This is a genomic window from Arthrobacter sp. NPDC058097, from assembly GCF_042884885.1.
In the GTDB taxonomy this organism is placed as follows: Bacteria; Actinomycetota; Actinomycetes; order Actinomycetales; family Micrococcaceae; genus Arthrobacter.
In genome coordinates this window covers 43,500-68,053 of record NZ_JBHVSZ010000006.1, presented here as the reverse complement: position 1 = coordinate 68,053, position 24,554 = coordinate 43,500, and the positions used below count along the sequence as shown (strand labels likewise).

Annotated in this window: 22 protein-coding genes; 16 read left to right on the top strand and 6 right to left on the bottom strand. The window is 61.6% G+C overall.

Annotation, left to right across the window (positions count from 1 at the left end; all coding sequences use genetic code 11):
• Positions 1-6: 6 nt before the first annotated feature.
• The 16 genes from ACFVTE_RS11870 to ACFVTE_RS11795 all read left to right on the top strand — a co-directional run bounded on the left by ACFVTE_RS11870 (position 7) and on the right by ACFVTE_RS11795 (position 18,165).
• Positions 7-342, top strand: coding sequence for a hypothetical protein (locus tag ACFVTE_RS11870; RefSeq protein ID WP_387100632.1), 336 nt, complete (start codon positions 7-9; stop codon positions 340-342).
• Between the two features lie 13 nt (positions 343-355).
• Positions 356-538, top strand: a complete 183-nt coding sequence (locus ACFVTE_RS11865) for a hypothetical protein (RefSeq protein ID WP_387100630.1) — start codon at positions 356-358, stop codon at positions 536-538.
• Positions 535-1,380: a nucleotidyltransferase gene (locus ACFVTE_RS11860; RefSeq protein ID WP_387100629.1), complete on the top strand. Its 846-nt coding sequence runs from the start codon at positions 535-537 to the stop codon at positions 1,378-1,380. The genes ACFVTE_RS11865 and ACFVTE_RS11860 overlap by 4 nt, the downstream gene beginning before the upstream one ends.
• 69 nt (positions 1,381-1,449) lie before the next feature.
• The gene (locus ACFVTE_RS11855; RefSeq protein WP_387100627.1) at positions 1,450-2,220 is read left to right on the top strand and encodes a TIGR02391 family protein; all 771 of its coding nucleotides are present in this window, start codon (positions 1,450-1,452) and stop codon (positions 2,218-2,220) included.
• 290 nt (positions 2,221-2,510) lie between these two features.
• Entirely contained in the window at positions 2,511-2,717 is a 207-nt protein-coding gene (locus ACFVTE_RS11850; RefSeq protein WP_377953475.1) for a helix-turn-helix domain-containing protein, read from the top strand.
• A 69-nt stretch (positions 2,718-2,786) separates the two neighbouring features.
• Positions 2,787-5,237 (top strand): N-6 DNA methylase, encoded by a 2,451-nt coding sequence (locus ACFVTE_RS11845; protein WP_387100625.1) that lies wholly within the window; start codon positions 2,787-2,789, stop codon positions 5,235-5,237.
• Positions 5,234-6,499 (top strand): hypothetical protein, encoded by a 1,266-nt coding sequence (locus ACFVTE_RS11840; protein ID WP_387100623.1) that lies wholly within the window; start codon positions 5,234-5,236, stop codon positions 6,497-6,499. The genes ACFVTE_RS11845 and ACFVTE_RS11840 overlap by 4 nt, the downstream gene beginning before the upstream one ends.
• Entirely contained in the window at positions 6,496-9,597 is a 3,102-nt protein-coding gene (locus ACFVTE_RS11835; RefSeq protein WP_387100621.1) for a type I restriction endonuclease subunit R, read from the top strand. Before ACFVTE_RS11840 ends, ACFVTE_RS11835 begins: the two co-directional genes overlap by 4 nt.
• Positions 9,584-10,321: a M48 family metallopeptidase gene (locus ACFVTE_RS11830; RefSeq protein WP_387100619.1), complete on the top strand. Its 738-nt coding sequence runs from the start codon at positions 9,584-9,586 to the stop codon at positions 10,319-10,321. Before ACFVTE_RS11835 ends, ACFVTE_RS11830 begins: the two co-directional genes overlap by 14 nt.
• Before the next feature lie 544 nt (positions 10,322-10,865).
• A complete protein-coding gene (locus ACFVTE_RS11825) occupies positions 10,866-11,429 on the top strand; it encodes a hypothetical protein (protein ID WP_387100617.1) in 564 nt (187 codons plus the stop codon).
• Positions 11,430-11,439: 10 nt separating this feature from the next.
• Entirely contained in the window at positions 11,440-11,610 is a 171-nt protein-coding gene (locus tag ACFVTE_RS11820; RefSeq protein WP_387100615.1) for a hypothetical protein, read from the top strand.
• A 273-nt stretch (positions 11,611-11,883) separates the two neighbouring features.
• The gene (locus ACFVTE_RS11815) at positions 11,884-12,255 is read left to right on the top strand and encodes a TIR domain-containing protein (RefSeq protein ID WP_387100614.1); all 372 of its coding nucleotides are present in this window, start codon (positions 11,884-11,886) and stop codon (positions 12,253-12,255) included.
• 11 nt (positions 12,256-12,266) lie between these two features.
• Positions 12,267-13,247, top strand: a complete 981-nt coding sequence (locus ACFVTE_RS11810) for a caspase domain-containing protein (RefSeq protein WP_387100612.1) — start codon at positions 12,267-12,269, stop codon at positions 13,245-13,247.
• On the top strand, positions 13,247-13,528 hold the full coding sequence (locus ACFVTE_RS11805; RefSeq protein ID WP_387100610.1) for a hypothetical protein: 282 nt from the start codon (positions 13,247-13,249) through the stop codon (positions 13,526-13,528). The genes ACFVTE_RS11810 and ACFVTE_RS11805 overlap by 1 nt, the downstream gene beginning before the upstream one ends.
• 479 nt (positions 13,529-14,007) lie before the next feature.
• Positions 14,008-14,169, top strand: a complete 162-nt coding sequence (locus ACFVTE_RS11800; RefSeq protein ID WP_387100608.1) for a hypothetical protein — start codon at positions 14,008-14,010, stop codon at positions 14,167-14,169.
• 3 nt (positions 14,170-14,172) lie between these two features.
• Entirely contained in the window at positions 14,173-18,165 is a 3,993-nt protein-coding gene (locus tag ACFVTE_RS11795) for a hypothetical protein (protein WP_387100606.1), read from the top strand.
• A 571-nt stretch (positions 18,166-18,736) separates the two neighbouring features.
• Here ACFVTE_RS11795 and ACFVTE_RS11790 read toward each other — a convergent pair.
• From ACFVTE_RS11790 to ACFVTE_RS11765, 6 genes are all read right to left on the bottom strand, one after another.
• Positions 18,737-19,765, bottom strand: a complete 1,029-nt coding sequence (locus ACFVTE_RS11790) for a DUF4192 domain-containing protein (RefSeq protein WP_387100604.1) — start codon at positions 19,763-19,765, stop codon at positions 18,737-18,739.
• A gap of 284 nt (positions 19,766-20,049) precedes the next feature.
• Entirely contained in the window at positions 20,050-21,054 is a 1,005-nt protein-coding gene (locus ACFVTE_RS11785) for a hypothetical protein (RefSeq protein ID WP_387100602.1), read from the bottom strand.
• On the bottom strand, positions 21,054-21,536 hold the full coding sequence (locus ACFVTE_RS11780; protein ID WP_387100600.1) for a hypothetical protein: 483 nt from the start codon (positions 21,534-21,536) through the stop codon (positions 21,054-21,056). Before ACFVTE_RS11780 ends, ACFVTE_RS11785 begins: the two co-directional genes overlap by 1 nt.
• On the bottom strand, positions 21,523-22,416 hold the full coding sequence (locus ACFVTE_RS11775) for an oxygenase MpaB family protein (RefSeq protein ID WP_387100598.1): 894 nt from the start codon (positions 22,414-22,416) through the stop codon (positions 21,523-21,525). Before ACFVTE_RS11775 ends, ACFVTE_RS11780 begins: the two co-directional genes overlap by 14 nt.
• A gap of 121 nt (positions 22,417-22,537) precedes the next feature.
• Positions 22,538-23,050: an SRPBCC family protein gene (locus ACFVTE_RS11770; RefSeq protein WP_387100596.1), complete on the bottom strand. Its 513-nt coding sequence runs from the start codon at positions 23,048-23,050 to the stop codon at positions 22,538-22,540.
• Between the two features lie 560 nt (positions 23,051-23,610).
• Positions 23,611-24,492: a helix-turn-helix domain-containing protein gene (locus ACFVTE_RS11765; protein ID WP_387100594.1), complete on the bottom strand. Its 882-nt coding sequence runs from the start codon at positions 24,490-24,492 to the stop codon at positions 23,611-23,613.
• Between the last annotated feature and the right edge of the window lie 62 nt (positions 24,493-24,554).

Here is a 24,554-nt window from a genome sequence, read left to right as displayed (position 1 = left end):
GGGAGCATGGCTATGGGTGACCCGTTGAGTCTCGCAGAATCTTCTCAGCGTGAGTCCATCCGCGGCGAAGTATCCCGCATCCACGAAAGCGCGGTCTATTCAGCACAAGGACAGTTCGAGGCCGCCAAGGCTTGGCGAACCATCCATTGGAGCCTTGGCGGCCTCACCGCTGCCCTCAGCACGCTCGCAGCGGTATTGACGTTCGCCACCGACTCACAAGTGGCCTCCGGCATCCTCGCTGTACTTGCAGCGGTGGCTGCCGCTGTACTCACTACTAGCCACCCGGACAAGCTTGCCGAGCTTGCCGTCGCTCGGGGCAAACGACTACACCACGCTGCGTAACGACGCTCGGAGGTTGCTCCACATCCAGGTTCCCAGCGATCCAATCGCCACACTTCGTGAAGCACTCGACGGGCTCGCCGCACGTGCATCCGATCTCGACCACATCTCGGATCCGATTCCTCGATTTGCCTACAAGAAGGCTAAACGAAACGTCGAGCGGGATGGCGGCCAGCAGTTCAGGGCCGATGCCGCATGAGCGCAACAGCAGCCTCGACGTTGGATTCGCTGATCCGCGCAATGACACCCGATGAGGCGGCGCGTACTTTGGCGGCACGTCACCGCGAAGAAATCGAGGACTGGCTCACGTCCGATTTGGGCATCATCCGCATGCGGGAGACCGGCTCGTGGCACCACGGCACCGCCCTCGACCGGTTCAGCGACTTAGACTACTTCGTCACAATGCCGGGGATCCGACCGAACTTCTCTTCCACAACGCTCGAAGTGCTGCGGGCGTCGCTGGCGCGTGGTATCCAGGGTGCGTCTGTATCCATAGACCGGCCAGCAGTACGCCTGCGCTACTTCGGTGACGGCCCTGACGTGGAAATCACGCCTGCCTACTTCCAGAACACAGACGACTACGACATCCCCGACCCCAGCGGCATCGGCTGGATCCGCAGCAATCCGGCTGTGCATCTGGAGTACGTGAATCGAGCACAACAGGAGACTGATGGCCGGGCCAAAGGCCTCATCCGCCTTGCGAAGACCTGGCGGGCCTGGAACAACGTCCCGCTGTCGTCGTTTTACCTGGAGATCCGCACGGCCCAATACGCGCTCGGTAACAAGCCGATCATCTACGACTGGGATCTCCGCAACCTCTTCAAGTCGCTTTCAAGCAACGGCCTCCGAGAGATGAATGACCCCACCAACTACGGACGGCGCATAGCTACAGGCACCAGTAGCGTCACAGAGTCGATCCTTGCGAAGTTTGCCGTGGACGAGGCGGCGAGACTCGCGGCCCTCGCGCGAGGAGCAGCCGAGGCCGGCGACCATGCGTCAGCCGTCGGACACCTCGTCCGGCTCTTCAACGTTCAGTCATGACGGGGGTGTGAAGACGTGGTTGTGCAACAAGCCCAGTGGTCGTATGCGACTTTGAAAGAGGTCGGAGCAGTGCTCGCGGACACTGAGCATGGTCTGACCGGCAAGGAGATCGGTGACCTGCTCGTTCGACTCGCCATGGCCGACCCACTGCCCGGCGCGACCAAGCGGGACCGGCTGACCGAGGCGTTTGTTGCACGCCAGAACAAGGACGGAAGCGCAAAGCGCATCATCACCTTCATCGTGCACGCGATGGAACCCGTCAGATACCGGGATCGTCCTGAGCTGTTCACGCTGCGCCAGGACCGCCTCAACGAGCGGCTGGCATTCGTCGGGCTCCACGTCAACGACAAAGGCCAGGTCGCCCGCGGTGCCCAGGCGCAGACCCTGGACGAGGCGACTAGAATCGCGACGTCGATCCGCGACGAGCTCCAGCGCCGCAGGACACACCCCGAAGTGTTGAGGTACTGCTCGACCGAGGTTCTGAAGCGCTCACGCTTCCACGCCTGCCTGGAAGCGACGAAGAGTATCTTCGACAGGCTGAGGACCTTGACCGGCGCGCCGGGGGACGGCGCGGCGCTCGTGGACGCGGCCCTGGCGCTCGGCAAGAGCGGCACGCAGATGCTCGCGATCAACACCTTGCAGACCCAGACCGAGAAAGACGAGCAGAGCGGCCTGGCGAATCTGATCAAGGGGCTCGGTGGACTCTATCGCAACCCGACGGCCCATGATCCGCGCCTTAGCCGGTCCGTGACTGACGAGGAGCTGTTGGAGGTGCTGACGATGGTCTCCATGGTCCATCGCCGGCTCAACGAGGCTCGACGAGATGGAGACGTCAACTAGTGCCACAGAACGAGGGAGCCTCGTCCGGAACTTCGCGCCACGGCCAGAAGCGCGCAGAGTTGTGGAGCAGGACCTGACAAGGCTTGAACGGAACTGCCGGCCTTGCTAGTCATCGCCGGGGGCGTCCGAGTCTCGTGTTGAAGGTCGCATGGGACACGAACAGTCACTGAGACAATGTACCTGCGTACCCGGGTGACTCCGATCTAAACCGAGTCAGACCGGGTGGGACACCTGTAAAATCGGGACAGACCGCGACCAGGCGGCCGCCGTCTGACCCGAGGAGTGCAGTATTGAGCGAACCGTGGCTTGCCGCTGACGCAATCGCAGCCCACCTCGGCGTAACCAAGGAGACTGTCTACACCTGGATCGCCGAACGCTCCATGCCGGCCCACAAGGTCGGCAGGCTCTGGAAGTTCCAGACCAGCGAGGTCGACGCCTGGGTCCGCAGCGGCGGGGCCGCGATCTCGGACGAGGGCGATGGCAGTGGAAGACCCTGAGCAGTGTTGGCGGCCCGGGAGGCCTGCTCTCGGCCCGGGATACATGCATGAACGTAGAAAGAGTGAACTGTGGCGCTGAAAAAATCTGACCTTTACTCCTCACTGTGGAGCAGCGCCGACGAGCTGCGCGGATCGATGGACGCCAGCCAGTACAAGGACTACGTCCTCACCCTGCTGTTCGTGAAGTACGTCTCCGACAAGGCTAAGGCAGACAAGTCGGCGCTTATCTACGTCCCCGACGACGGCTCCTTCGATCACCTGATCTCGCTCAAGGGCAAGCCCGACGTCGGCGAGAAGGTCAACTGCGCCATCCGGCGTCTCGCTGAAGAGAACGACCTGCTGGGCGTCATCAACAACGCCAACTTCGACGACCCCGCCAAGCTGGGGTCCGGGAAGGAACTGCAGGACAAGGTCTCGAACCTGATCGGCATCTTCCAGGACATGGACTTCACCGGCTCCAAAGCCGAGGGTGACGACCTCCTGGGCGACGCCTACGAGTACCTCATGCGGCACTTCGCCACGCAGTCCGGCAAGAGCAAGGGTCAATTCTACACCCCGGCCGAGGTCTCCCGCGTGATGTCGCAGCTGCTCCAGATCCCTGGCGATACCCCGAAGTCCACCACCGTGTATGACCCGACCTGCGGCTCCGGATCGCTGCTGATCAAAGTCGCCGATGCCGCACCGAACGGGTTGACGATCTACGGCCAGGAGAACGACAACGCCACCTGGGCGCTCGCGCGGATGAACATGATTCTGCACGGCAACGAGACCCACGACCTGCGCCAGGGCAACACGCTGGCGGACCCGAAGTTCACCTACAACGGCAACCTCCAGACATTCGACTACCTCGTGGCAAACCCGCCGTTCTCCCACAAGGCCTGGCGCAACGGCTTCGACTTCTCCTTCGGCCGTTTCGACGGATTTGACACTCCGCCGGACAAGAACGGCGATTACGCCTTCCTCCTGCATATGGTCAAGTCGTTGCGGCCGCGAGGCAAGGGTGTAGTCGTCCTCCCGCATGGTGTGCTGTTCCGCGGGAACTCCGAGGCGAGGATCCGCACCGAGCTCATCAAGCGTGGCTACATCAAGGCGATAATCGGTCTGCCGGGTAACCTCTTCTTCGGTACCGGCATCCCCGCCTGCCTGATCGTGATCGACAAGGAAGACGCCCAGGCGCGCAGCGGCATCTTCATGATCGACGCGAGCAAGGGCTTCGCAAAGGACGGCCCCAAAAACCGGCTGCGCCCGCGCGACATGCACAAGATCGTCGACTCCTACACCAGCGGCAAAGAGATCGCCCGCTACTCCCGAATGGTGCCTGTCAGCGAGATCGCGGATCCGAAGAACGACTACAACCTCAACATCCCGCGCTACATCGACTCTTCCGAGCCCGAGGACATCCAGGACCTCCACGCCCATATGCTGGGCGGCATTCCGACCTATGACATTGATGCCCTCCAGCCTTACTGGGATGCGTTCCCGAGCCTCCGCAGCGAACTCTTCGCGCCGCTGCGTGACGGCTACTCTGAGTTGAAGGTCGAGCCGAGCGCGATCCGGTCAACGGTCACCGGCTCCGCTGAGTACGAAGCTTTCGAACACGACACCGCGAACACGGTGCAGCAGTGGTGGGCGAGCAAGCGCGGCCTGCTCGAAACGATCGGACCGGACACCAAACCTGCTGACCTCATTCACGACATCTCCGAGGCCCTCTTGGAAGCGTTCCGGTCGCGACCTCTGATCGACGAGTACGGCGTCTACGAGCAGCTCATGAGCTATTGGAACGACGTCATGCACGATGACGTCTTCCTGATCGCCAGCGAAGGCTGGACCCAGGCCGTGCAGCCGCGCACCGCGCGCACCTGGAAGGACAAGAACAACAAGCCTAAGTACGAAGACGCCCACATTGTCTTCGGCTCCGGTGTCAATGCGCAGCGCTGGGTGATGGACCTCCTGCCGCCCGAGTACGTGATCGCCCGTTACTTCGCAACCGAACAGGCCGAACTCGACCGACTGACCGAAGCGAAAGATACTGCGACCCTCACGATCGCTGAGTACATCGAAGAACACGCCATCGAGGGAGGCCTGCTCTTCGATGCAGCCGATGATGAGGGCAAGCTCACCAACGCAGCAGCGACGAAGGCATTGAAGGAACTCAAGGCAACGAAGGGCGACCCTGACGAGATCGCCGCCCTGACCAAGGTCATCGCGCTGTACACGGCGGAGGCCAAAGCAAAGGGCGCTGTCAAAGACGCCACCATCGCCCTCAACGAAAGGGCTGTCGCGAAATACAAGCTGCTCACCGAGACCGACGTACAGGATCTCGTTATCGGTGACAAGTGGGGGGCCACGCTCCAGCGACAGATCAAGGGTGAGGTGACAGCGCTCGGGCAAAACTTGATCGCGCGACTTTCAGTCTTGGCGCTCCGTTACGAGTTCGCAATTCCCAGATTGGAGCGGGACATAGAGCGGCTGTCCGCGAAGGTCGACCAACATCTAATCGAGATGAAGGTGAATCGATGACCTCGGTGTCGGATTTCTTATTGCTGGGCGACATTATTCGCCGTGAACGGGGGTCTATACGAACGGGTCCCTTCGGAACGACCCTCAAGGCTTCGGAGTATGCAGCGGTTGGGGTGCCGGTCGTTTCTGTGGGAGAGGTGGGATACGGCACGTTTCGAGTTCACAAGGAAACGCGTCGCGTCGGACCGGAGGTCCTGAAGCGACTTCCCGTGTATCGCTTGAACGTTGACGACATCGTGTTTGCGCGTAAAGGGGCGGTCGATCGCTCTGCCGTCGTTCGGGATGGTCAGGATGGCTGGTTCCTAGGATCCGATGGAATCCGTGTGCGCCTTGGGCGGGGGAGCCGACAGGTAAACCCCATTTATCTTGGGTATGCATTGCATGCAGCGGACGTTCGACGATGGCTTCTTCGCAACGCGACAGGGACAACGATGGCAACGCTGAATCAGGATCTCCTCGAGCGTGTTCCTGTTTGGCTCCCGGAGCGACGCGAGCAAGACCGAATCGCGTCTGCACTGGATGAAGCCTCGGATCTCATCGATTCCTTGGAACGGCTGAGTGCGAAGACGCGTGATGTCAAGCAGGGCATGATGCAGGAACTCCTCACCGGCCGCACCCGCCTCCCCGGCTTCACTGAAGAGTGGGGCGCGGTCCGTCTGCGTGATGTTGGATCCACGTACGGGGGTCTGGTTGGCAAAGATAAGTCTGACTTCGGGTCTGGTTCAGGACTATTCGTTTCCTTCACGGAGGTCATGACGGGGCCGCGTCTTCGAGGTAGTCGTCTTGAGCGGGTTCGCGTAAGCAAGGGCGAGCGTCAAAATCGTGTCGAGCGAGGTGACATCATTTTCAATGGATCCAGCGAAATCCCTGAGGAAGTCGCTCTAGCGGCCGCCGTAGATTTCGATCCATCAGGTGATGTATTTCTTAATAGCTTTTGCTTCGGATTCCGGTTGAGTGATCGTCAGCGAATTGATCCCGTTTACTTGGCGCACTACTTCCGTTCTAGCCGAGGGCGCGCGGCGGTGTCCGTCTTGGCGCAAGGTGCGACGCGCTACAACATCGCAAAAACGAAACTCATCGAACTCGAGCCCGAGCTCCCACCGATTGATGAACAGCAGGCGGTCGTAGCTGTATTGCGTGATGCTGAAGCCGAGATCGAGGCTGTGGAGCGTCGTCTGGAGTCTGCTCGCGCAGTGAAGGTCGGGATGATGCAGGAGCTCTTGACGGGCCGGACCCGTCTGCCAGTGAAGGAGGAGGCATGAGCGCGGTCGGTCAGAAGGAGCGTGAGACACAACGCCGGGTCGTCGAGCTCTTCCAACACAAGCTCGGGTACGGCTATGGCGGGAACCTGAAGGATCAGGACAACCGCAACGTCGATGAAGCCAAGCTCCGCGCTTACCTGCTCCGTTGTGGATACGACGAGGCTTTGGTCTCTCGAGCGGTACATCAGCTCCTAACCGCAGCAGCGTTCGGCGGTGGCACTTCGTTGTACGACCAGAACCGCAAAGTCTATGAGCTGCTCAGATACGGCGCGAAGGTCAAGACCGACGTCGACCAGACCACCCAGTCGGTCCACCTGGTCGACTGGACCAATCCGGCGAAGAACGACTTCGTCGTGGCCGAAGAAGTCACCGTCAAGGGCCAGCACACGAAGCGACCCGACCTCGTCCTCTATGTGAACGGGATCGCGCTCGGTGTGGTGGAGTTGAAGCGCTCGACGGTGAGCGTCGCCAGCGGTATCCGTCAGAACATCGGCAACCAGCGCCACGACTTCGTCCGCCCGTTCTTCACAACGGTCCAGCTGCTGTTCGCGGGCAACGATGTCGAGGGGCTGCACTACGGGGTGATCGAGACCCCGGAGAAGTACTGGTTGCGGTGGAAGGAGGAAGGCGAGAACGCCGACCTTGACCTGGCGATCACCCAGATGTGCTCCAAAGAGCGCTTCCTGGAGATCATCCACGACTTCATCGTCTACGACGCGGGCGTGAAGAAGTCCCCGCGCCACAACCAGTACTTCGGCGTCAAGGCCTCTCAGGTTCGCATCGCCAAGCGCGAGGGCGGCATCATCTGGCACACCCAGGGGTCGGGGAAGAGCCTGACGATGGTGTGGCTGGCCAAGTGGATTCTGGAGACCCAGCATGATGCCCGCGTCCTCGTGATCACCGACCGCACTGAGCTGGACGAGCAGATCGAGGGCGGGTTCTCCGGGGTCGGGGAGAAGATCGTCCGCACCCAGTCGGGCGCGGACATGCTCGCGATGCTCAACACCTCGAACCCGCGGCTCATGTGCTCCCTGGTGCACAAGTTTCGCGGCACCGACGACGAGGTCCGCGATAAGGACGCCGAGGACTTCGCGAAGGAGCTAAAGACGAAGATCCCCGACGGCTTCAGGGCCAAGGGCAACATCTTTGTGTTCGTCGACGAGGCCCACCGCACCCAAAGCGGCAAGATGCACCGCATCATGAAAGACCTGCTGCCGGGAGCGATGTTCATCGGCTTCACCGGCACGCCGCTGCTGAAGAGCGACAAGAAGACCAGCATCGAAACCTTCGGGTCGTTCATCCACACCTACAAGTTCGACGAGGCCGTCCGTGACGGTGTCGTACTCGACCTGAAGTACGAGGCCCGCAAAGTCGAGCAGGAGCTCCAGGGATCCGCGCAGGTCGACCGGTGGTTCGATGCCAAAACCCAGAATCTTACCGACCTGTCGAAGGCGCGGCTGAAACAGAAGTGGGGCACGCTCCAAAAGGTCTTCTCCTCTGCACCCCGCTCGGCGCAAATCGTCCAGGACATCCTCATGGACATGGAGACCCAGCCACGGTTGATCAGCGGCCGCGGCAACGCCATGTTGGTGAGCGACTCGGTCTATCAGGCCTGCACCTTCTACGAGGCCTTCGTGAAGAGCGGTTTCAGGGGGAAGGTCGCGATCGTCACCAGCTACAAGCCCAATCCGACCGCGATCTCCAAGGAAGACGCTGGCGAGGGCGACACGGAAGAGCTCCGCAAATACGAGATCTACCGGCAGATGCTCGCCGACTACTTCGGCGAGCACCCCGACAAGGCCATCGGCCGGGTCGAAGAGTTCGAGACAGATGCCAAAAAGAAGTTCGTCAACGAGCCCGGCCAGATGCGGCTGCTCATCGTGGTCGACAAACTCCTGACCGGCTTCGATGCGCCGAGCGCGACGTACCTGTACATCGACAAGAGAATGCGCGATCACGGTCTCTTCCAAGCAATCTGCCGCGTCAACCGTCTCGATGGCGACGACAAGACCTACGGGTACATCGTCGACTACCGTGACCTGTTCAAGTCGCTTGACAAGACCGTGACCGACTACACCTCCGAAGCCTTCGGCGAATACGAGGCCGATGACGTCGACGGACTCATCAGCGACCGCAATGAGCAGGACCGCAAAGATCTCGAGGAGGCCCTGGACGCCGTCCGTGCTCTGTGCGAGCCGGTCGCCCCGCCCAAAGGCACGCTCGAATACCAGCACTACTTCGTTGCGTCTACGCCCGGCGATGCCGACCAGATCAAGGACAACGAACCCAAACGCGTCCTGCTCTACAAGTTCGTTGCCACCCTCGTACGCGCCTTCGGAGCCGTCGCCAGCGACATGGAAGCCGCCGGCTATACTGCCGCTGAGATGGCGTCGATCAAGGACGAGGTAGCCCACTACGCCGCCGTCAAGAGCGAGGTCGAGGCCGGAGCCGGCGAGAACATCGACATGAAGCAGTACGAGGCAGGGATGCGCCAACTGCTCGACAACTACATCAATGCCAAACCCGTCGAACAGGTCGCCGACCTGGAGAAGACCCTGGTCCAGTTGATCGTCGAGCGCGGGCCCGACGCGATCGACACGTTGCCACCTGGAATTAGGGGCAGCAGCGCAGCCACAGCGGAGACGATCATCAACAACGTCCGCAAGACGATCGTCGACGAGCACGCGATGAACCCGCGCTACTACGAGCACATGTCCGAACTCCTCGACGCACTCATCGAGAAGCAGAAGGAAGACGCCGAGGACTACGCGGACTACCTCCGCAAACTCATCGAGCTGACGAAGAAGGTCGGCACCCGGGAGGCAGCAGACGGCAAGACGTACCCGGAATGGGCGAGCACACCAGCGCGTCGGGCGATCATGGACTTCGGATGGCGTCCGGAAGATCTGGTTGTCGACCACGAAGCACTGCATCACCGAATCCAAGCGAGCAAGGAACACGGATGGGCCGACGCCGGTGCCGGCCGGATGAAGGAACGCGCGCTCGCCCGTGAGCTGCGCAAGGAGCTCTCAGGCGTCGAAGAGGATTCACTGGCGGAGTTCATCGAACTGTTGAAGAACAACGATGAGTACCGTTAACGCCTACCTCACCGTCGCCGGCCTTGGCGTCGACGTCGTCTACAAAAACATCAAGAACCTGCACATCTCGGTCTACCCCCCGGTGGGGCGGGTGCGAGTCGCTGCACCGCAACGGACCACTGAAGACGCTATCCGGCTCGCGGTCGTGCAGCGGCTCTCATGGATCAAGCGTAAGCGGGAGCAGCTCCAGAACGCAGACAGGCAGACTGAGCGCAGGATGGTCTCGGGGGAGACGCACTTCGTGTGGGGGCAGCGGTATCTCCTCGACGTCTCCAAGTCGAGCGGTGCGTACGGTGTCGAGATCAAGGGCAATACGCTCTGGGTGATCACTCCAACCGGAACCGACGCCGCCGGGCGGTTCGGGGCATTGGATCGTTGGTACCGGCGTGAGCTGAAGGCCGCCTTGCCCGCGCTGCTGGAGAAGTGGCAGCCGATCCTCGGGGTCGAGGCTGACAAATTCGTCGTGCGCCGGATGAAGACCAAGTGGGGCACCTGCGTCACTACGTCACGGACGATCTGGCTTAACCCGGAGTTGGTGAAGAAGAACCGGCGGTGCCTGGAGTACATCGTCGTCCACGAACTCGGTCACCTCCTGGAGCGTGGCCACGGCGAGAAGTTCGTGGCCTTGATGGACCAGGCCCTTCCCGACTGGCGGGCACGTCGCGACGAGTTGAACGAAGCCCCGCTCGGGCACGAAGAGTGGGGAGAATGCGAGCGGGCGTGATGAAACGGAGCAGCCGCAGGGCCTGGTGCAGGTGCTGGTGAACGTTTTGGGAAACTTTTGCCCGAAAAATCTTTACCAGATGCTGATGGAGCAGAAGTGGCTTACAGGCACCAATTCTTCCGCCGGTGCTGACCGAAAGTTGTTGCGTCCGAGATTCAGCAAACCGACTTCGTGCCGCGGTAATGGACCACGCAGCAGACACAGCTGGAGCCGGTCGTATGGGACTAAGGACAGACCTCAATCGGACAATCAAGAGGATGACGACTGCGCTTCCTGACCTCTGGACCGACTGGTGCTCGGTCACGGGCGTGCCCGCCGGCAGAATCGATGAGACCGCAGTCTCTCGCTTTGGGCAGCAGGTACAGCCGTCCCAGGCTGTGCTCACAGCATTGCGCCGGCGGATGGCTCCCAAAGGTCCTGCAGCCCCGCGTGGCCGCGTGATCGCCGTGAGGATACCGGTTCTCTGCAGCGGCTGATCCGGCGCGGTACGGCAATCATCCAGCGCCCGGACACCCACTGGGTCTTCAGGCTGCGGCTGCGCCGGATGCTGTTCGCCGCGGTACTCCTGGCACCGCCCTCCCACGGAGGCCTCGGGCTGGACAGGCCAGGTGCGTTGGAGCTGAGGCCGGAGGGATTGCGCCGGCTGCGCGATCAGATCAGCGTCGCCGAGGACTCCGCCTCCTGCCCGGCATGCGCGACATGGTCGTGGCTGGAGGTGATCGGCACCAACAGCGGGTGGTCCCACGGTTCCGTCCGGGCCTTGGGGCACGGCCGCGACGAAGAAGGACCCGCACACCGGCACCTTCGACCTGACCCCAGCCCGGACTGGCACCTCTGCCTCGGCCTGCTGCCCGCCATTGACCGCTGGGGATGGATCGACAGCTACCGCTCCATGCACCCTGCGTCGCTATCGGCGGTCATCAGTGCCATCGCCCTGCTGCTCGACGGTCTGGAGCCAGCGTATGCTCCGGTGCCTGCCGCAGCTGCGATGCCCGTCAGCCCCCGGCGGCAGATGACGCGCGAGGAGGAAGAACGGATCCTCAAACGCGCCGACGAACTGACCGCCCGCGTCGAGGCGATCCTTCGCGAGTTCGATGCCGGCCGATAAAGTCGTGTGTATGGGATACAACTGGGAGCAGCTCCTCGGGACCAGGGGCGCAAGCATCTCCGACGCCTCCGAACAGAGCGCCTCCGACGCGATGTACCAGGACCACCCGAGCGCAGCTCCGTCCTCGGGCACGGAAGACCCGGGCGATCAGGTCGTCCGCCTGCCGTTCGACGAGAGCTGAGCCTCCAAAACTCCCACACCGGGATGTCCGTTTCGAGGCATAACCTCAGCTCAGCGTGCATGCATACTTAAGTACGCAGTCCCCGGGGTCCATGATCTTAAATGAGTAAGCGTAGGGATGGAGTGACCACCTAAAGCTGGCGCGTCACATTTCCCCGGTTCCCGTGACGGGTCTGCACTGCCACGAATAAATGTCAGTGGGTGTCGCTAGTCTTTTCATTGAGTTCTGATGCGACTAATGACGGTTGCAGCTCGCACATTTGGGGAGGCCGAGTTGGCTGAGAAGAAGACTGTTTTCGTAGCCTTTGCTATTGAGGACGAGCGCATGCGGGACCTGTTGAAGGGGCAGTCGCTGCACTCTCGCGCACCGTATGAGTTCATCGACATGTCGGTGAAGGAACCTTACGACTCGGGTTGGAAGGACAAGGTCCGTACGCGCATCCGCCGCTCGCACGGGGTGATCGCCCTGGTGAGCAAGAACTCGCTGACGTCCTCCGGGCAGAAGTGGGAGATCGAATGCGCCAAGGAAGAAGGCAAGCCGCTTCTCGGTGTCTGGGTGTACTCCACCGACAACACGAGGCTGGATGGGTTCCGCACGGTTGCGTGGAGCGATGTGAACATTTCCACCTTCATTGACTCCCTCTGAGGCGCGGTCCCATGCGTAAAGCGCTCATCGTCGGAATCGACCATTATGAACAGATCGGGTCACTCTACGGCGCAGTGAATGACGCGCACACCGTTAAGACGGTGCTTGAGCGGCACGCGGACGGCACGCTCAACTTCCAGCAGCCGAGGCTGATGACGGGCACCGGCCCCGGGGCAACGGTGACCCGCAGCGAGTTGCGAGATGCCGTCGAGGAACTGTTCAGGGACGATGCCGAGATCTCGCTGTTCTACTTCTCCGGCCACGGCTATATCGACGGGGCCGGCGGCTACCTGTGCGCAAGCGACTGCGCAAATGGGCATGACGGGCTCTCCCTGTTCGAGGTGATGACCTTCGCGAACAATTCGCCTGCCAAGAACAAGGTGATCATCCTCGACAGCTGCCACAGCGGTATCGCGGGCGGCAACGCTGTCGCGGCCCAAGTCGCCGAGATCAAGGAGGGCGTCACCATCCTAACGGCGTCGACCGCTGAGCAGTATGCCATGGAGACCGGCGGCTCCGGTGTTTTCACCAGCCTGCTCGTGGATGCGCTGAGCGGGGCTGCGGCCAACCTTGTGGGCGACGTGACCCCGGGCAGCGTTTACGCTCACATCGACCAGTCCCTCGGGAACTGGGCGCAGCGGCCCGTGTTCAAGACGAACGTGAAGAAGTTCGTTTCGCTCCGGGAGACGAAGGCACCGATCGAGCTCGCCCAGCTGCAGAAGCTCACCGTCCTGTTCGACGAGCCAACCAGGCACCTCCAGCTTGACCCTACCTATGAGCCGCATCGCTCTGGAACGGAGGATGAGTCTGTTCCCTTGCCGGACCCAGTCAAGACCGCTGAGTTTGCCGTGCTGCAGGCGCTGGTCAAAGTCAACCTTGTCCGCCCGGTAGACGCTCCCCATATGTGGCACGCTGCGATGGAGTCGAAGGCCTGCGAGCTGACAGTGCTCGGCCAGCACTATTGGAACCTCGTGAAAGAGGGGCTGATCTGATGGCTTCTCGTGACAGTATCCGTGAAGTTCTTGAGAGCGTGCAGACCGTAGAGCGGCTTGCGGCCATCGAGCATGAGCGGTGGGCGCACTGGCAGCAGTACGTCCATGACCAGTGCGAGCGCAAAGATGATGGTTCTCTGGTGGTGCCTGCGGAGTTGGTGGCGCGCTGGAAGGCACAGATTGAGACACCGTACGCAGAGCTGTCCGAGCGAGAGAAAGAAAGCGACCGGGAACAGGTCCGCAGGTACCTGCCTGTCGTCATCGAGGCGCTGAACAGCTGACGACCTTCCGTCGTGGGCGGACGACTTACGTTCATTGCGCGAGGGAGCGCCCCCAGGATTCTGCCTTGGGGTTCAACTCGTGCTTGAACCGCAGGAACCAAGCAAGATGGTCCGGATGTCGGTCCACAACATCGCCCAGCGTCGACGAAGCCAGCCACGATGGGTCCCAGCTATGAGGAGGCTAAATTAGAGGGCCTTCGGCAGGCTTCTTGCGGGCGCTCGGGAACTCTTTTTCCGGATGGGAGGTGAATGAACGTGATTAAGTTCCTGGACTGGTTCCCGTCACCAACCAGCGCTGACCGCACTAGCAGCTGCCTTCCTGGTGCTGCTGGTGACTTCCACCCGCATGGGACTGCCGCGCTCCCTGAGCGTCGTACGGATAGGCTGCTGAACTCTTTCACTGATGGGATCGAATCCCTCCCGAACGAGTACACTCAACCCATTGTCACCCATAGAGTCGGGTTGGACGGGGAGAGTGTATGAGCGACAGCCGAGGCCTCGTGGTGGGCATCGCCAAGTATGCCATCAAGGGCCTAAAGAACCTCGGCGGTTGCGCGGAAGGAGCCCCAGCCATCGCGAAACTCCCGGCGACCTACCGCGACCAGACGATCATCTGGCCCGGCGGCGCAGTGAGGGGCTGATCGATGCTTGGTCTTGCCGTCTTCCTTCTGCTAATAAGCGCCTTTGTCTTGGTCAACGCCCTCACTGACCGAGGCATGGTCGAGCGACGCAGGAACAAGCCGAACTACGGATGGTTCCTTGAGGAAATGGCCGAGTTTGAGCAGGCCGGTGGCCGCGTGCAGGAAATCGATTACCAAGCAGTTACGGTCCGGCGAATGATGCGAAAAATCGTTGTCGGGCCAGGGGTGTTCGCGTTGTTGTTGACCGTCTGCCTGACTTGGTTTGGACTCACGATGTGGATCCCTGCGGCCCTTATTGGCCTGTACGTTGTCGCCGCAGGCACGTTTTCTTGGCTGGTATCCGACTTGTTTGGTTTGGTCGACGGAAGAGGGCCCCGGTCAAGGACCGAGATCGCGGTCGCACTGCTCACTCTTGGTCTCAAGGGAGCGATGGTCGCCGTAGGAATCTTGATAGCGGGCCAAGGAATCGCTCACGTAAACGCCGGTGACTGGTTCTTGGGGATTCCGCTGATGGTTCTCGCTATCGGACTCCTCACCTACTGTTACTTGCCCGTCGCAATCATCGACCGGCATCTTCAGAAGGTGAAGGAATTCGATTTCGCTAGGACCACCAAGACTGACGCAGTCCTCTTCCTCCGATCTTTCGGAGACGACGACCTTCGCTTGTATTCGCCCTATGGCTCGATAGGTCCGCGATATCGCTTCATCCCTGGCAGGAAGCGATTCGAGGAGGTTCTCTCATCTGCACTAATAGGCCGTAGCGAGTTAGTGGGCGTTGGAAAGCCAGGCGAGAAACTCCCCATGCTCGGCGCATCGCGCACCTATTGGGACCACGACAACTGGAAAGACGCGATCAGGTCCACTGCGTCGCGAACTAACGGGCTCCTCGTGCTTGCGGGAAAGACTCCGAGCCTTGGCTGGGAGATGACCCAGTTGTTTGAGCTCGGATTGCTGGGTAAGACCCTGGTCCTGTTTCCGCCTGACAACGTGGTCGACACCATCGAGCGGTATGCCTATATCGACGAGGCACTGAAGTTTGGGTCACAACACAAGCTTCCCGATGAGCTCAAGCTGACGCTGACTGCTGTTGCGTTCGATCAGGCGGGGCGTCCGATTCACTACATGGCGGGCGGACGAGACTGGTCCTCCTATATCGCAGCGCTTCTTCACTTCCAGATGGTTCTTGCTGGTGATTCGCAGTTCGACGCGGAGGGGGCCGTTTCGGAAGCGGTTGCCATGGCCGAAGATCCATTCCAGCAGGCCGCCTACTTGATGGATGTCGGAGAGCGCACCAAGGCGCAGTCGATCCTCAACCAGACCGAACTTGACTCGTCGGACGCGTCTGGGCTCATCGGTCGCGCGTGGGAGAGAGTGGCGCTTTATGGAGACCTGGCGGGTGCCCGTCAAGTCCTCCTGGCGTCGCCCGTTGGTGCGCACGAACCCATGGTCGAGCGTGCTCTGGCAGCACTCGACGCCGTGGAAAAAGGCGGCGATAGCCGCATCATTCTGCGGACGCGGTATGCGACACGCTTTCAGAACCGGCCCGGCCGGGTTCGTGTTGGCAGCGTGCGGCTCAACCGAATCGCTGCAGTCCGCTTTCAGCGTCTGATGCAGCGGATCGGCTCGGCCGAGGACGTCCAAGATCGCGAGGCCGCATGCAACTACTCTAGTGACTTGCTTGATTTCGCCGAGTCGGAAGGCATCTCGACACTGATCGCCATGGCGCAGGTCCAACTCGGCGACGCCGAATTCGAACGTGGGAACTTGGAACGTGCGACGGCGCTGTTTCAAGAGGCAAGCGCGCTTCGCGAGGCACCCAGGGTTCAGCTTTCGCTAATGCTGCCACGACTCGACCCAACCAAAACTGTTGATGAGGCGCTGAACTGGCTCGTGCGTGTGGCAGACCATGAGGATAACATCGACAAGCGGAAGGCTGCACTTCGGGAGTTGCTCATGTTCCGCTCGGAGCATGGAGCACCAGAAGACGCTGCTTGGGCAGCCGAGCAACTTGGTCGGTCGCATGGAGAGTCCGGTGACTTTGACACCGCCAGGCGATTCTTCGACCAAGCCCATTCCGAGTACACCAAAGTTGGGCGGCTGTCACAAGCAGGTTGGATCAAGGTCTTGCAGGCCAAGGTCGAGTCACAGCAGGACAACCCCGACGGAGCTCTCAAACTTTTGCAACAGGCCACGGAGGTTTCAGCAGCCGCCGACGACCCAGCTCTGCGGTTTGAGGCGAACCGACTTGCCGGTGATATCCAGCAGAAACTCGCCGCCAAGACTTCTGACGAAGACCTCGTTTGGCAAGCAAGGGCGAGCTACGAGTCCGCCCTGGAAGCCGCACGCGAGGCGGCACAGATCGTCGCCAAGCAGAAGAGTTCAACGCTAGACGAGTTCCACGAGAGCAGACTGAATCTGTCCATCGCACTCAATGACTTGGGCACCTTCATCAGTAAGACCGACGCTAGAGGTGCGCAGGCCTATTATCAGGAAGCCGTGGCGATCCGGCGAGCACTGGTAGCAGGGGCCCCCAAGGATTACGAGATTGCCCGCCGGCTGGGCTTCTCCCTACTCTACTTGGCCGAAAACAGTAGAAGTCTTCAGGACGCTGAGGGGCCGTACGCATGGGTAGAGGTACTGACACAGTTCTCGTCCCTGACCGAGGAGCTCAATAACAGCAAGACGGCTGCCAGTGACTTTAGGTTCTCAATCGACCGCTTCCTAGAGGACCAGGCTACAAACACATCGCGAAGCAAGGAACTTGATGCTCTGGCTTCTACGGTACCCACGATCCAGAAAGCACTTCGGCTCATAGTCGAGCATGCCTCACCTGACGATGCCTACAAGGCCACCCGCGCTGTCTTCGGACTCGCCACCGAATTCGATCGTGTCTCGATGAGTGCACCCGCGCATGACCTTTTTGTGGAGACCCACGCAGCGCGCCGTCACCTCTCAGATGAGTATCCCGGCAACCGGCTGGTCCGTCGGGGGCTCGCCTTCTCACTGCTAAACGCCGACTCGCGATACTTGCCTGCGGAGCCTGATTCAGCGCTCAATGACTTTCGCGAAGCAATTTCAATCTTCGAGCACTTGGCGGGATCCGCCTACAGCGAGGCATCCACTTCGGCCCAATCGGATCTGCTATGCGGGCTAATGCACTCCACTATGCACCTCCGTAAGGTCTCACATCCAGCGGCGCAGGAGTTCGCCCTCCGCGCTGCTGAAGTCGCACGCCACCTCATTGCGGCGGAACCAAGTGAGCCCCGATGGAAGAACGACTTGGCATGGGCACTCAAGTGGAGTGCCGACGCCATTCCCAAGGAGGACACGGTAACTGCGCTACTCGGCTATCGGAAGGCTCTCGACTTGGACGTTGCTGACGGCTTCCCCCCCGTGGTTCACTGGCTGGCGCTCAAGAATTCAGGAGTCATTCTTGACGACATCGACCCCGTCGAAGCCAGCCGCTTCTACGCCGAAGCTGTCGACTTCGCGAAAGCCCAGTTGGAAGGTAACCCAAGTGACGAAGACTTGGAGTGGCAGCTCGGGCGCTCACTGGCATGGAATGCCGAAGCTTTGAGCTCGATCGAACCAGCGAGTGCACTCGCCAAGTGGCGCGAATGTATTGAGTTGCAGAAGCGCAGACTCCCGAACCATCAAGGGGATCTGAACGAGATTCGGTTGCTTGCCGTTGCGCTCAATAATGCTGGAGTCCTCGTCGGGTCCGAGGATGTCGAAACCGCAGCAGCCCTCCACCGGGAAGCGGACCGGTACTTTCGCGAGTTGATCGCACTTGACCCTGGCAATCCGAAGCGACTCCGAGATGTCGTGGAGGTTGGTATGGATCTTGCTAAGCTTCTCTCAGCGGCCAACCCGACGCATCGCGAATCCGCGACAGCCTGGGCTCAGGTGAGGCAGGACATCGAGCTGCTGGCAACGAGGACCGAACTCACGCAGCAAGAAGAAGAGATCCTTCAGAAGGCCCGGTACTCCCGGTAGCGGTCCCAGTTGATGTAAGCAGCAGGTCCAAGGCACTGGTGATCTCGCACCACGGCCCTGCCGCGCCGCATGCCAAGGAAAGTGCTCGGCCAGAAAGAACTTTCGCCATCAATCCCGGACTTGAGACCTGATGCGGGGTCTTGGGCTCTCGAGGCCGTGAAGGTCGGCGATTGCCCGCGGCGATGCCCGCCGGTGGCCCATGGTCGCGAACCGTGCCCCTTCGGGGAGCCGGAAGCTCGGCTCGAGCCGGACATCGGGAAGGGCGGCATGGTCAGCCCTGGTGGGAAGGATCCCGTGCCGGCAGCGGTGCACGGGTGGCAGGAGTTGAACGGCTTTTCGCCAGGCGATGGGGGCCTCCGTGCCGCCCCGGCCGTCGGGCCATCCTGGCCAGAACCGCACTCCTGCCGTGCGAGGCGCTTGCGCACCTCTGTTTTTAAACATTCACCGGGGGCAAAACTGCGGCCTCATTCTTGGTGTGCTGCTCCTGGCGGCCCGTTTTATTCGCCTGGGAAGGATCCTGGCCGGAGAACGAAAGCCCTTCTGCGCGAGATGGTCGAGACACCGACAGCCGTCAGACTCCCAACCCCGGATCCCGGTAAGCCGTACCCCTGTCCATGTTCCAGCCGGCAACCATTCCAGAACCGATCATTAGATCGCTCACCCTGGCCAACTGATAGCTAGGGTCGGCCTCGAGGGCGAGTTGGAGGAACTGGTGCGCCTTGCTGCCCCTGCCTTCCCACCAATTGATGAAGGCCACCGCGGTGAGGATGGGGGCGGAGTGCTTGGTGCTGCTGTGGGTGTAGGCGTGGAGGAGCAGTTGCTGCGCCCATTCGACTCGAGACCATTCCGGCTTGTCGTGCGTTTGGGCAAGGAGGATCCTGTCCATGCGTTCGTCGATGCCTGGGATGTCGGCCATTAGCCTGTCACGGATAACGGGAAATTGGAGATCCGCGATCAGGTTCACGATTTCATCCCGGTCCGGGTAACTGTGCGACGCGAGCATGCCTGTCCAGCGTGCCCTGGCTTGCTCGAGCGCTTCCCCGACTTTCAGACCTCCGAGTGCAGCTACACGGTCGCGAACAGCGTCCGTGGTTTCCGTTTCCTTGGTTGAGGCGGGCAGCGTAATCCGACTAGTCGGTTCGATGGTGCTGCCGCGGTAGACGAATTCCGCGTTGATCTGGCTGGACTGTGTCGCAGTCAACGGGATTGACCGACCTTCCTTGGGGCCTCCATCGTATTGGGAGACCCTTTCGTTCCCGACCAAGAGCCCATCACGGATGGACAACCCGCGTTCGGCGAGGGCACCAGTCAAAGCGGCGATGGTTGCTGCCTGGGGCTTGACCGGCCCGGCCTGCTCGTCTTCGGCGGTGTACACGGCAAAGAGCACACTTTCGGCATTGGTGTCATGAGCCAGGTAACCGGCGACCGTCTGCGCATAGCTGATCTCAGTACCTGGCTTCGGCAGATCAACGCGGAGTGTCGCGCCAACGTGCTTATCCGACAAGGTGATGCACACCAGGCTTTCCCGAGGCCAGAACCCCAGGGTGTGGCCGACGAAACTGAGAACATCGGCTGGGGTGCGGATGGTCAACTCTTCCATGATCCTTCTCCTTTATCGGTCGGCGGACCGCGGATGCGCCCGTCAGATTTCGGCGTCATTCTGATTGGAGAGCCACCGCTGGGCTTGCGGGTCCGGACGAAGCGACGCAGGAGCACCGAGCGAACTCTTGGTTCGTGAACGGCGCGCTGCCCCCAAATGCACGAAGGGCCTGCCCGGCGATGATCGCGATCGGAATGACAAATAGCGAACTTGTTTTTGCTCATTCATGGGCAGGTACGGGCACCGCGGCATGACCCTAGCGGCCGCAGTTCGTCTGGGGAGGGTTATTGGGCCAGCTTTGCGCCGGATCGCCTTTCGAGCGCATGTTCGGCGCGTTCGACGACGGTCCGGTCGTGGGCGTCCAGGCGCCGGGAAGCTTCGGGGTTGGCCATTTCACAGTCACGTATTTCTACCAACCACCGGTGAAGCTGGGTTTCGGCGTGCCCGCAGAAGAACGACAGCCGGCTGGCGCGTCTATCCTGCAAAACTAACTCGTGCTGGCCAAAGGCTATGCGGTTCCATATGGGACTGATCTCCCAGAGCAACAGTCTGGTGCGGAGCCCGAACGTGCCATGCTTGAGACGTCCCGCCAGCCGGGGGAGAAGTAGCCCGAGGCTGACTAGGAGCACGGCGCACGTTTCGCCCACCCAATAGAAGCCGGTGAGGACAGCAGCCGTCGGGCTCGCGGTGCCTTCAACCTTGACGACCGCCCCGTAGAGCAGCCGGTCGAGCAGCACCAGAGCGAACAAGACACAACCGGCGGCGATGAGGCTGAACGCCGATCGAAACGCCGGGGTATGCATATGCGGAACGTTGCTCCTGCATACCCGGGCTATGTCGACGCACATCCACATGATGAAGGCCGAGCCGGTCCAGAGGAAGACTGCCATCCCGGGCTGATCACCGTATGTAAGTGGCAGGTTGGGATCGGTGACATCTACGCGGCTGGTGAGAAATCCTGCAGTAACAGCCGCGCAGGCGGCGCCCGCACCCCATCGTCCCAACGTGAGTTGCCGCCGTCGTACTTCTTTATCCGTGACCGCAGCCAGGAGGATGGCAGTTCGAAACTGCCAAAACCCAAGGAGCAGAGATAGGAGAGTGGCAAGCCCAACGCGGTTCTGGCCACCGAGCATCGGGTCGATGCCGTAGTAGACGGCGGGGACATAAAGTGTGCAGGCAATTGCGGCCAGGATAGTCGCGCGGAATACGCTGCCGCGGTCAGGATCTCGGGCGATGGGCAGCCGAAGGACAGTAAGCACCCACAGCGCGGCTGCGGGGACGGCTTCCATCAGCCGAACACTCGGCGAAAGGCCAGAGGCTCGGGCAGGCTAGGGACCTCGCTGCCGATGATCCCCATGGCAAGCTGGTCGGCGAGGGCCTCGGCTGTGAATTCGGCGTCGTCGGTGTAGCTGCGGCGGCCGAGAGCGCGGAGAACCTCGACGCCGAGGTCCGGGAGGAATGCCGTGACCAAGTCTTCGGTAGGTTCCAAGAGGTCGTGCTGGAGGATCATGTGGCTGAACTCGTGCAGGATGATCTGTTGCCGATGCCAGCTGGATTTCACTGTTGCATGCAGGACTATGTCGCGGTCGGCGCAGATGAGCCAGACGCCGCACAATTCTGATCCGCGCATGCCGGGGAGTTCGTCGACGATGATTGGCCGGCCGCGTTGCATTTCCAGTTTGTTCTGAATGTACAGAAGCGTCGCGTCGTCGGGCAGACCGAAGCCGTGCTCCGCTCGCCGGGCTATTTTTCGGGCTTCACGATAGTTCATTGCTACGGGCCGCGGGGGAGTGGGGAACATTGACCGGACCGATCTGGTCCAGGGAATACCCGTTCGGGTAGAGGGACGACCCGGCTTTGCCGGGCGTGAAATGCGGCTGCTCGTTCAGCGGCCGACGACGGCGGATCGCGTTGCGAATTATCAGTCCAGCTTTGAGGGCGGCCCGGGAAGCTCGGGTGGAGTTGGGGAGGCCGAGCGCCGCGGTGAGGCGGTCGTCGTCGAGCATTGTGCTGATGATCTGTTTCGCCAAGGGGCGCAAGGGCGCCGGCAACCGGCTTTGAAAGACCTGGACTGTGGCGTCCATCAGCCGCTGGCCCTCGGGGGATGGCGCGACATGCGCGGCCTCGTAGGCGTCGAAGAACGCCTCGGCGTCAGCGTAGGTAGTGGGCGTGCCGGCGATGTTCATCCTGGAGCCCAGCTCGGCGAAAAAGCGCACGGCGGCCGCGAGCTCTGCAGCAGTGGGCTGGCGCCAGGCGTGCCTCTGGGTCCAGCGGATCGGGACCACCAGCAGTGTGAGGAGGACGTACAGGAAGTCGTCTTTGCTGCCGGGGACGTTGCGGTGTACCCGGTTGAGCAGCCCGACCATTTCGCGGCTGCGCTCGCTGTCCAGCCCGCACGCGATGAGCTCGTAGATGACGATGGCGGTGTCGTACGAGCGCTTCATGGGGCGCTGCTGGATTTCAGCGTTGCTGTGCAGTGTTGAAGCGATGCCCGGGATGGCGAAATTGCGGTAGTACGAGAGGAAGAAGCCGAGTTCCATGTCCGCAGCAAGGTCAAAGAGAACCATGCTCCGGAAGGTGGCTTCCCAGTCTTGAGGCTGTGCATCTTCCTGGCGGCGGAGACTCACGGCGAGAGTCTCATGAAGATTCATTGTGCCCCTTCCCCGTGCCTGAAAGTCCGCGCTCGGGGGAGGGGCTCCAGCTCCCCAGCTCGGCTGACCACTTCCATGGTAGGGCTGTTGGATCAGTGTGACTAGTCGATCGTAGACGGGTCTACTTTGCGTTCGCTGGTGCCTGCTTTGCCAGCGCCTTGACCAAGCCCTTTTCTCCCTGCCTCATCATGAGAGCATGGGCGGCCGTGAAGGCCGGGGCAGCGATCGGCGTCAGCAGATTCATCCATCGTTGGGTGGGCTGGACGCGCCATTCGATGTCCATCTGCGTCGCTTTGCCTTGCTCTTCCGGAGTGAGCACTACTCGCCCGGTCCCTTTCAGGTGCCCGCCGGCGTCGAAATCTATCTCCCGAGGCGCGTCGACGTCTGTTGGGTGGATGCTGATGGTGAGCGTGTAACCCAGCGATGCCTTGAAGTTGAGGTGGGCGGTGGTCGCTTTGAGGATGTCCTCCTGGGAGTTGCTCATGGGTTTGGTGCGAACCAGCGGGCCGGCGAAGCTGCAGTGTGGCCACCAATTGGGCCAGCTCATGTTGATGTCGGCAATGATGGCCCACACCTTCTCTGGGGGCACGGGGAGGTGCCAGGTGGAGCTGAGGTCGAAAAGGCGTGGGGGCATGGGGCTATTTTCGCACTTGGCCTCAGTGCCTGAGCTCGCCTTCGCAAGAGATGCTCACGGACGCCCCACAGAACTTCTCGCCTGGGAAGCCATTCCGCTCCGACATCGGGTTCGCCCGTCACAACTTTCCGATCAATAGATGAGCCCGACAAGGGCCAGTAGGCCAACGCTCCCAGTTGCCCAAGTGTCGACCTGATCCCCGGAGGCTGTGTGTTTGCTGAGGCGACCGTCAGCCCCTTCCGTCTGTGTATCTCGCGCTGCGGATCGTTGTGGTGCTCGTGGCTTCGTTTTGGCAAATGATTGCCCCCACGCGAGACTCCTTCATTGGTTCCGAGACCTGCTAACTCTTTCGTGGAAGGCTCAACTGTGGGAGTCGCCGCCGCACGTGCGCGGGGCGGAATTTTTTCGCAGTTCGACGCATCGCTCTGGCTGGTCCCCGATCGGCCAAACCTCGTCGTCCCGGAAGAACACCGCGGATGCCGTCCGGAGGAACCGTGCGGTCTCGCTCCCGCGGACTGGGGCGCAGACCAATTGCGTCTGGCCTCGGGACCATCTGGCGGCTATCGCGCCTCGGACGAGACGGGCGCCGTCCATGCCGCGAGCAACTGCAGCCGTTCGGCGGTGGGGGAGGCGGGCTCGGCGACGTAGGCCGACAGGGTGATCGACGGCGCGGAGTCGAGCGTGATCTGCTCGAATCCGAGCACGAGTTCGCCGACCTCGCGGTGGTGGAGGGTCTTGGTGCCCATCCGGTGCCGGCCGACGTCGTGAGCGGCCCAGCGGGAGCGAAAGTCCTCGCTGCGGGTGGAGAGCTCGCCGATGAGGCCGGTGAGGCGCTTGTCGTGAGGCGACGCCCCGGCCTGCGCGCGGAGGATCCGCACGCAGACGGCCGCGGCGTCGTCGGGGTCGGCGTAGAACTCGGCGGCGGCGGGATCGAGGAACACGAAGGCTGCCAGGTTCGGAGGGGCGGTGGAGGAGCGCCTTGTGGGGCTTGCGTAGACCAGGTCGAAGAGCGCGCGGCCCAGCGCATTTGCGCCGAGAATGTCCAGCCGCGCGTCGTGCGCGATGACCGGGGTGGCGCTCATGGCGTCGATGAGCAGCTGCGCCTGCTGGGGCAGTGCTGGTGCTTTCTGCGTCCGCCCGCGGGCCCGCGAAGGCCGGTGGGCTGTGCGCGCAAGGTCGTAGAGATAGGCGAGTTCATCGTCGGAGAGCTGCAGTGCGTGGGCGATGGCGTCGAGGATGTCCTCGGAGACTCCAGTGAGGTCGCCCTTCTCGATCCGGGTGTAGTAGTCGATTGAGACGCCAGCAAGCGTGGCGACTTCTTCACGGCGCAGTCCCGGGACGCGGCGCATGCTGTTTCCCTTGGGAATCCCTGCCATGTCGGGTGTGATCTTCGCGCGGCGGGTTGCCAGGAAGTCCCGAACCCTCTCGTCTTTCGGCGTCATAGCACCAGACTACGAGCATTCCTCGGCGTCGAAACAGGTGCTGTCAGAACCCCCGAACGAAC

Excerpts from the sequence above, each read along its gene's own strand:
- ACFVTE_RS11785 (WP_387100602.1), bottom strand. The coding sequence starts at position 21,054 with ATGGAAGCCGTCCCCGCAGCCGCGCTGTGGGTGCTTACTGTCCTTCGG.
- ACFVTE_RS11765 (WP_387100594.1), bottom strand. The coding sequence starts at position 24,492 with ATGACGCCGAAAGACGAGAGGGTTCGGGACTTCCTGGCAACCCGCCGC.
- ACFVTE_RS11860 (WP_387100629.1), top strand. The coding sequence starts at position 535 with ATGAGCGCAACAGCAGCCTCGACGTTGGATTCGCTGATCCGCGCAATG.
- ACFVTE_RS11840 (WP_387100623.1), top strand. The coding sequence starts at position 5,234 with ATGACCTCGGTGTCGGATTTCTTATTGCTGGGCGACATTATTCGCCGT.
- ACFVTE_RS11830 (WP_387100619.1), top strand. The coding sequence starts at position 9,584 with ATGAGTACCGTTAACGCCTACCTCACCGTCGCCGGCCTTGGCGTCGAC.
- ACFVTE_RS11790 (WP_387100604.1), bottom strand. The coding sequence starts at position 19,765 with ATGGAAGAGTTGACCATCCGCACCCCAGCCGATGTTCTCAGTTTCGTC.
- ACFVTE_RS11835 (WP_387100621.1), top strand. The coding sequence starts at position 6,496 with ATGAGCGCGGTCGGTCAGAAGGAGCGTGAGACACAACGCCGGGTCGTC.
- ACFVTE_RS11795 (WP_387100606.1), top strand. The coding sequence starts at position 14,173 with ATGCTTGGTCTTGCCGTCTTCCTTCTGCTAATAAGCGCCTTTGTCTTG.
- ACFVTE_RS11825 (WP_387100617.1), top strand. The coding sequence starts at position 10,866 with ATGCTGTTCGCCGCGGTACTCCTGGCACCGCCCTCCCACGGAGGCCTC.
- ACFVTE_RS11770 (WP_387100596.1), bottom strand. The coding sequence starts at position 23,050 with ATGCCCCCACGCCTTTTCGACCTCAGCTCCACCTGGCACCTCCCCGTG.
- ACFVTE_RS11800 (WP_387100608.1), top strand. The coding sequence starts at position 14,008 with ATGAGCGACAGCCGAGGCCTCGTGGTGGGCATCGCCAAGTATGCCATC.
- ACFVTE_RS11780 (WP_387100600.1), bottom strand. The coding sequence starts at position 21,536 with ATGAACTATCGTGAAGCCCGAAAAATAGCCCGGCGAGCGGAGCACGGC.
- ACFVTE_RS11820 (WP_387100615.1), top strand. The coding sequence starts at position 11,440 with ATGGGATACAACTGGGAGCAGCTCCTCGGGACCAGGGGCGCAAGCATC.
- ACFVTE_RS11810 (WP_387100612.1), top strand. The coding sequence starts at position 12,267 with ATGCGTAAAGCGCTCATCGTCGGAATCGACCATTATGAACAGATCGGG.
- ACFVTE_RS11870 (WP_387100632.1), top strand. The coding sequence starts at position 7 with ATGGCTATGGGTGACCCGTTGAGTCTCGCAGAATCTTCTCAGCGTGAG.
- ACFVTE_RS11805 (WP_387100610.1), top strand. The coding sequence starts at position 13,247 with ATGGCTTCTCGTGACAGTATCCGTGAAGTTCTTGAGAGCGTGCAGACC.
- ACFVTE_RS11775 (WP_387100598.1), bottom strand. The coding sequence starts at position 22,416 with ATGAATCTTCATGAGACTCTCGCCGTGAGTCTCCGCCGCCAGGAAGAT.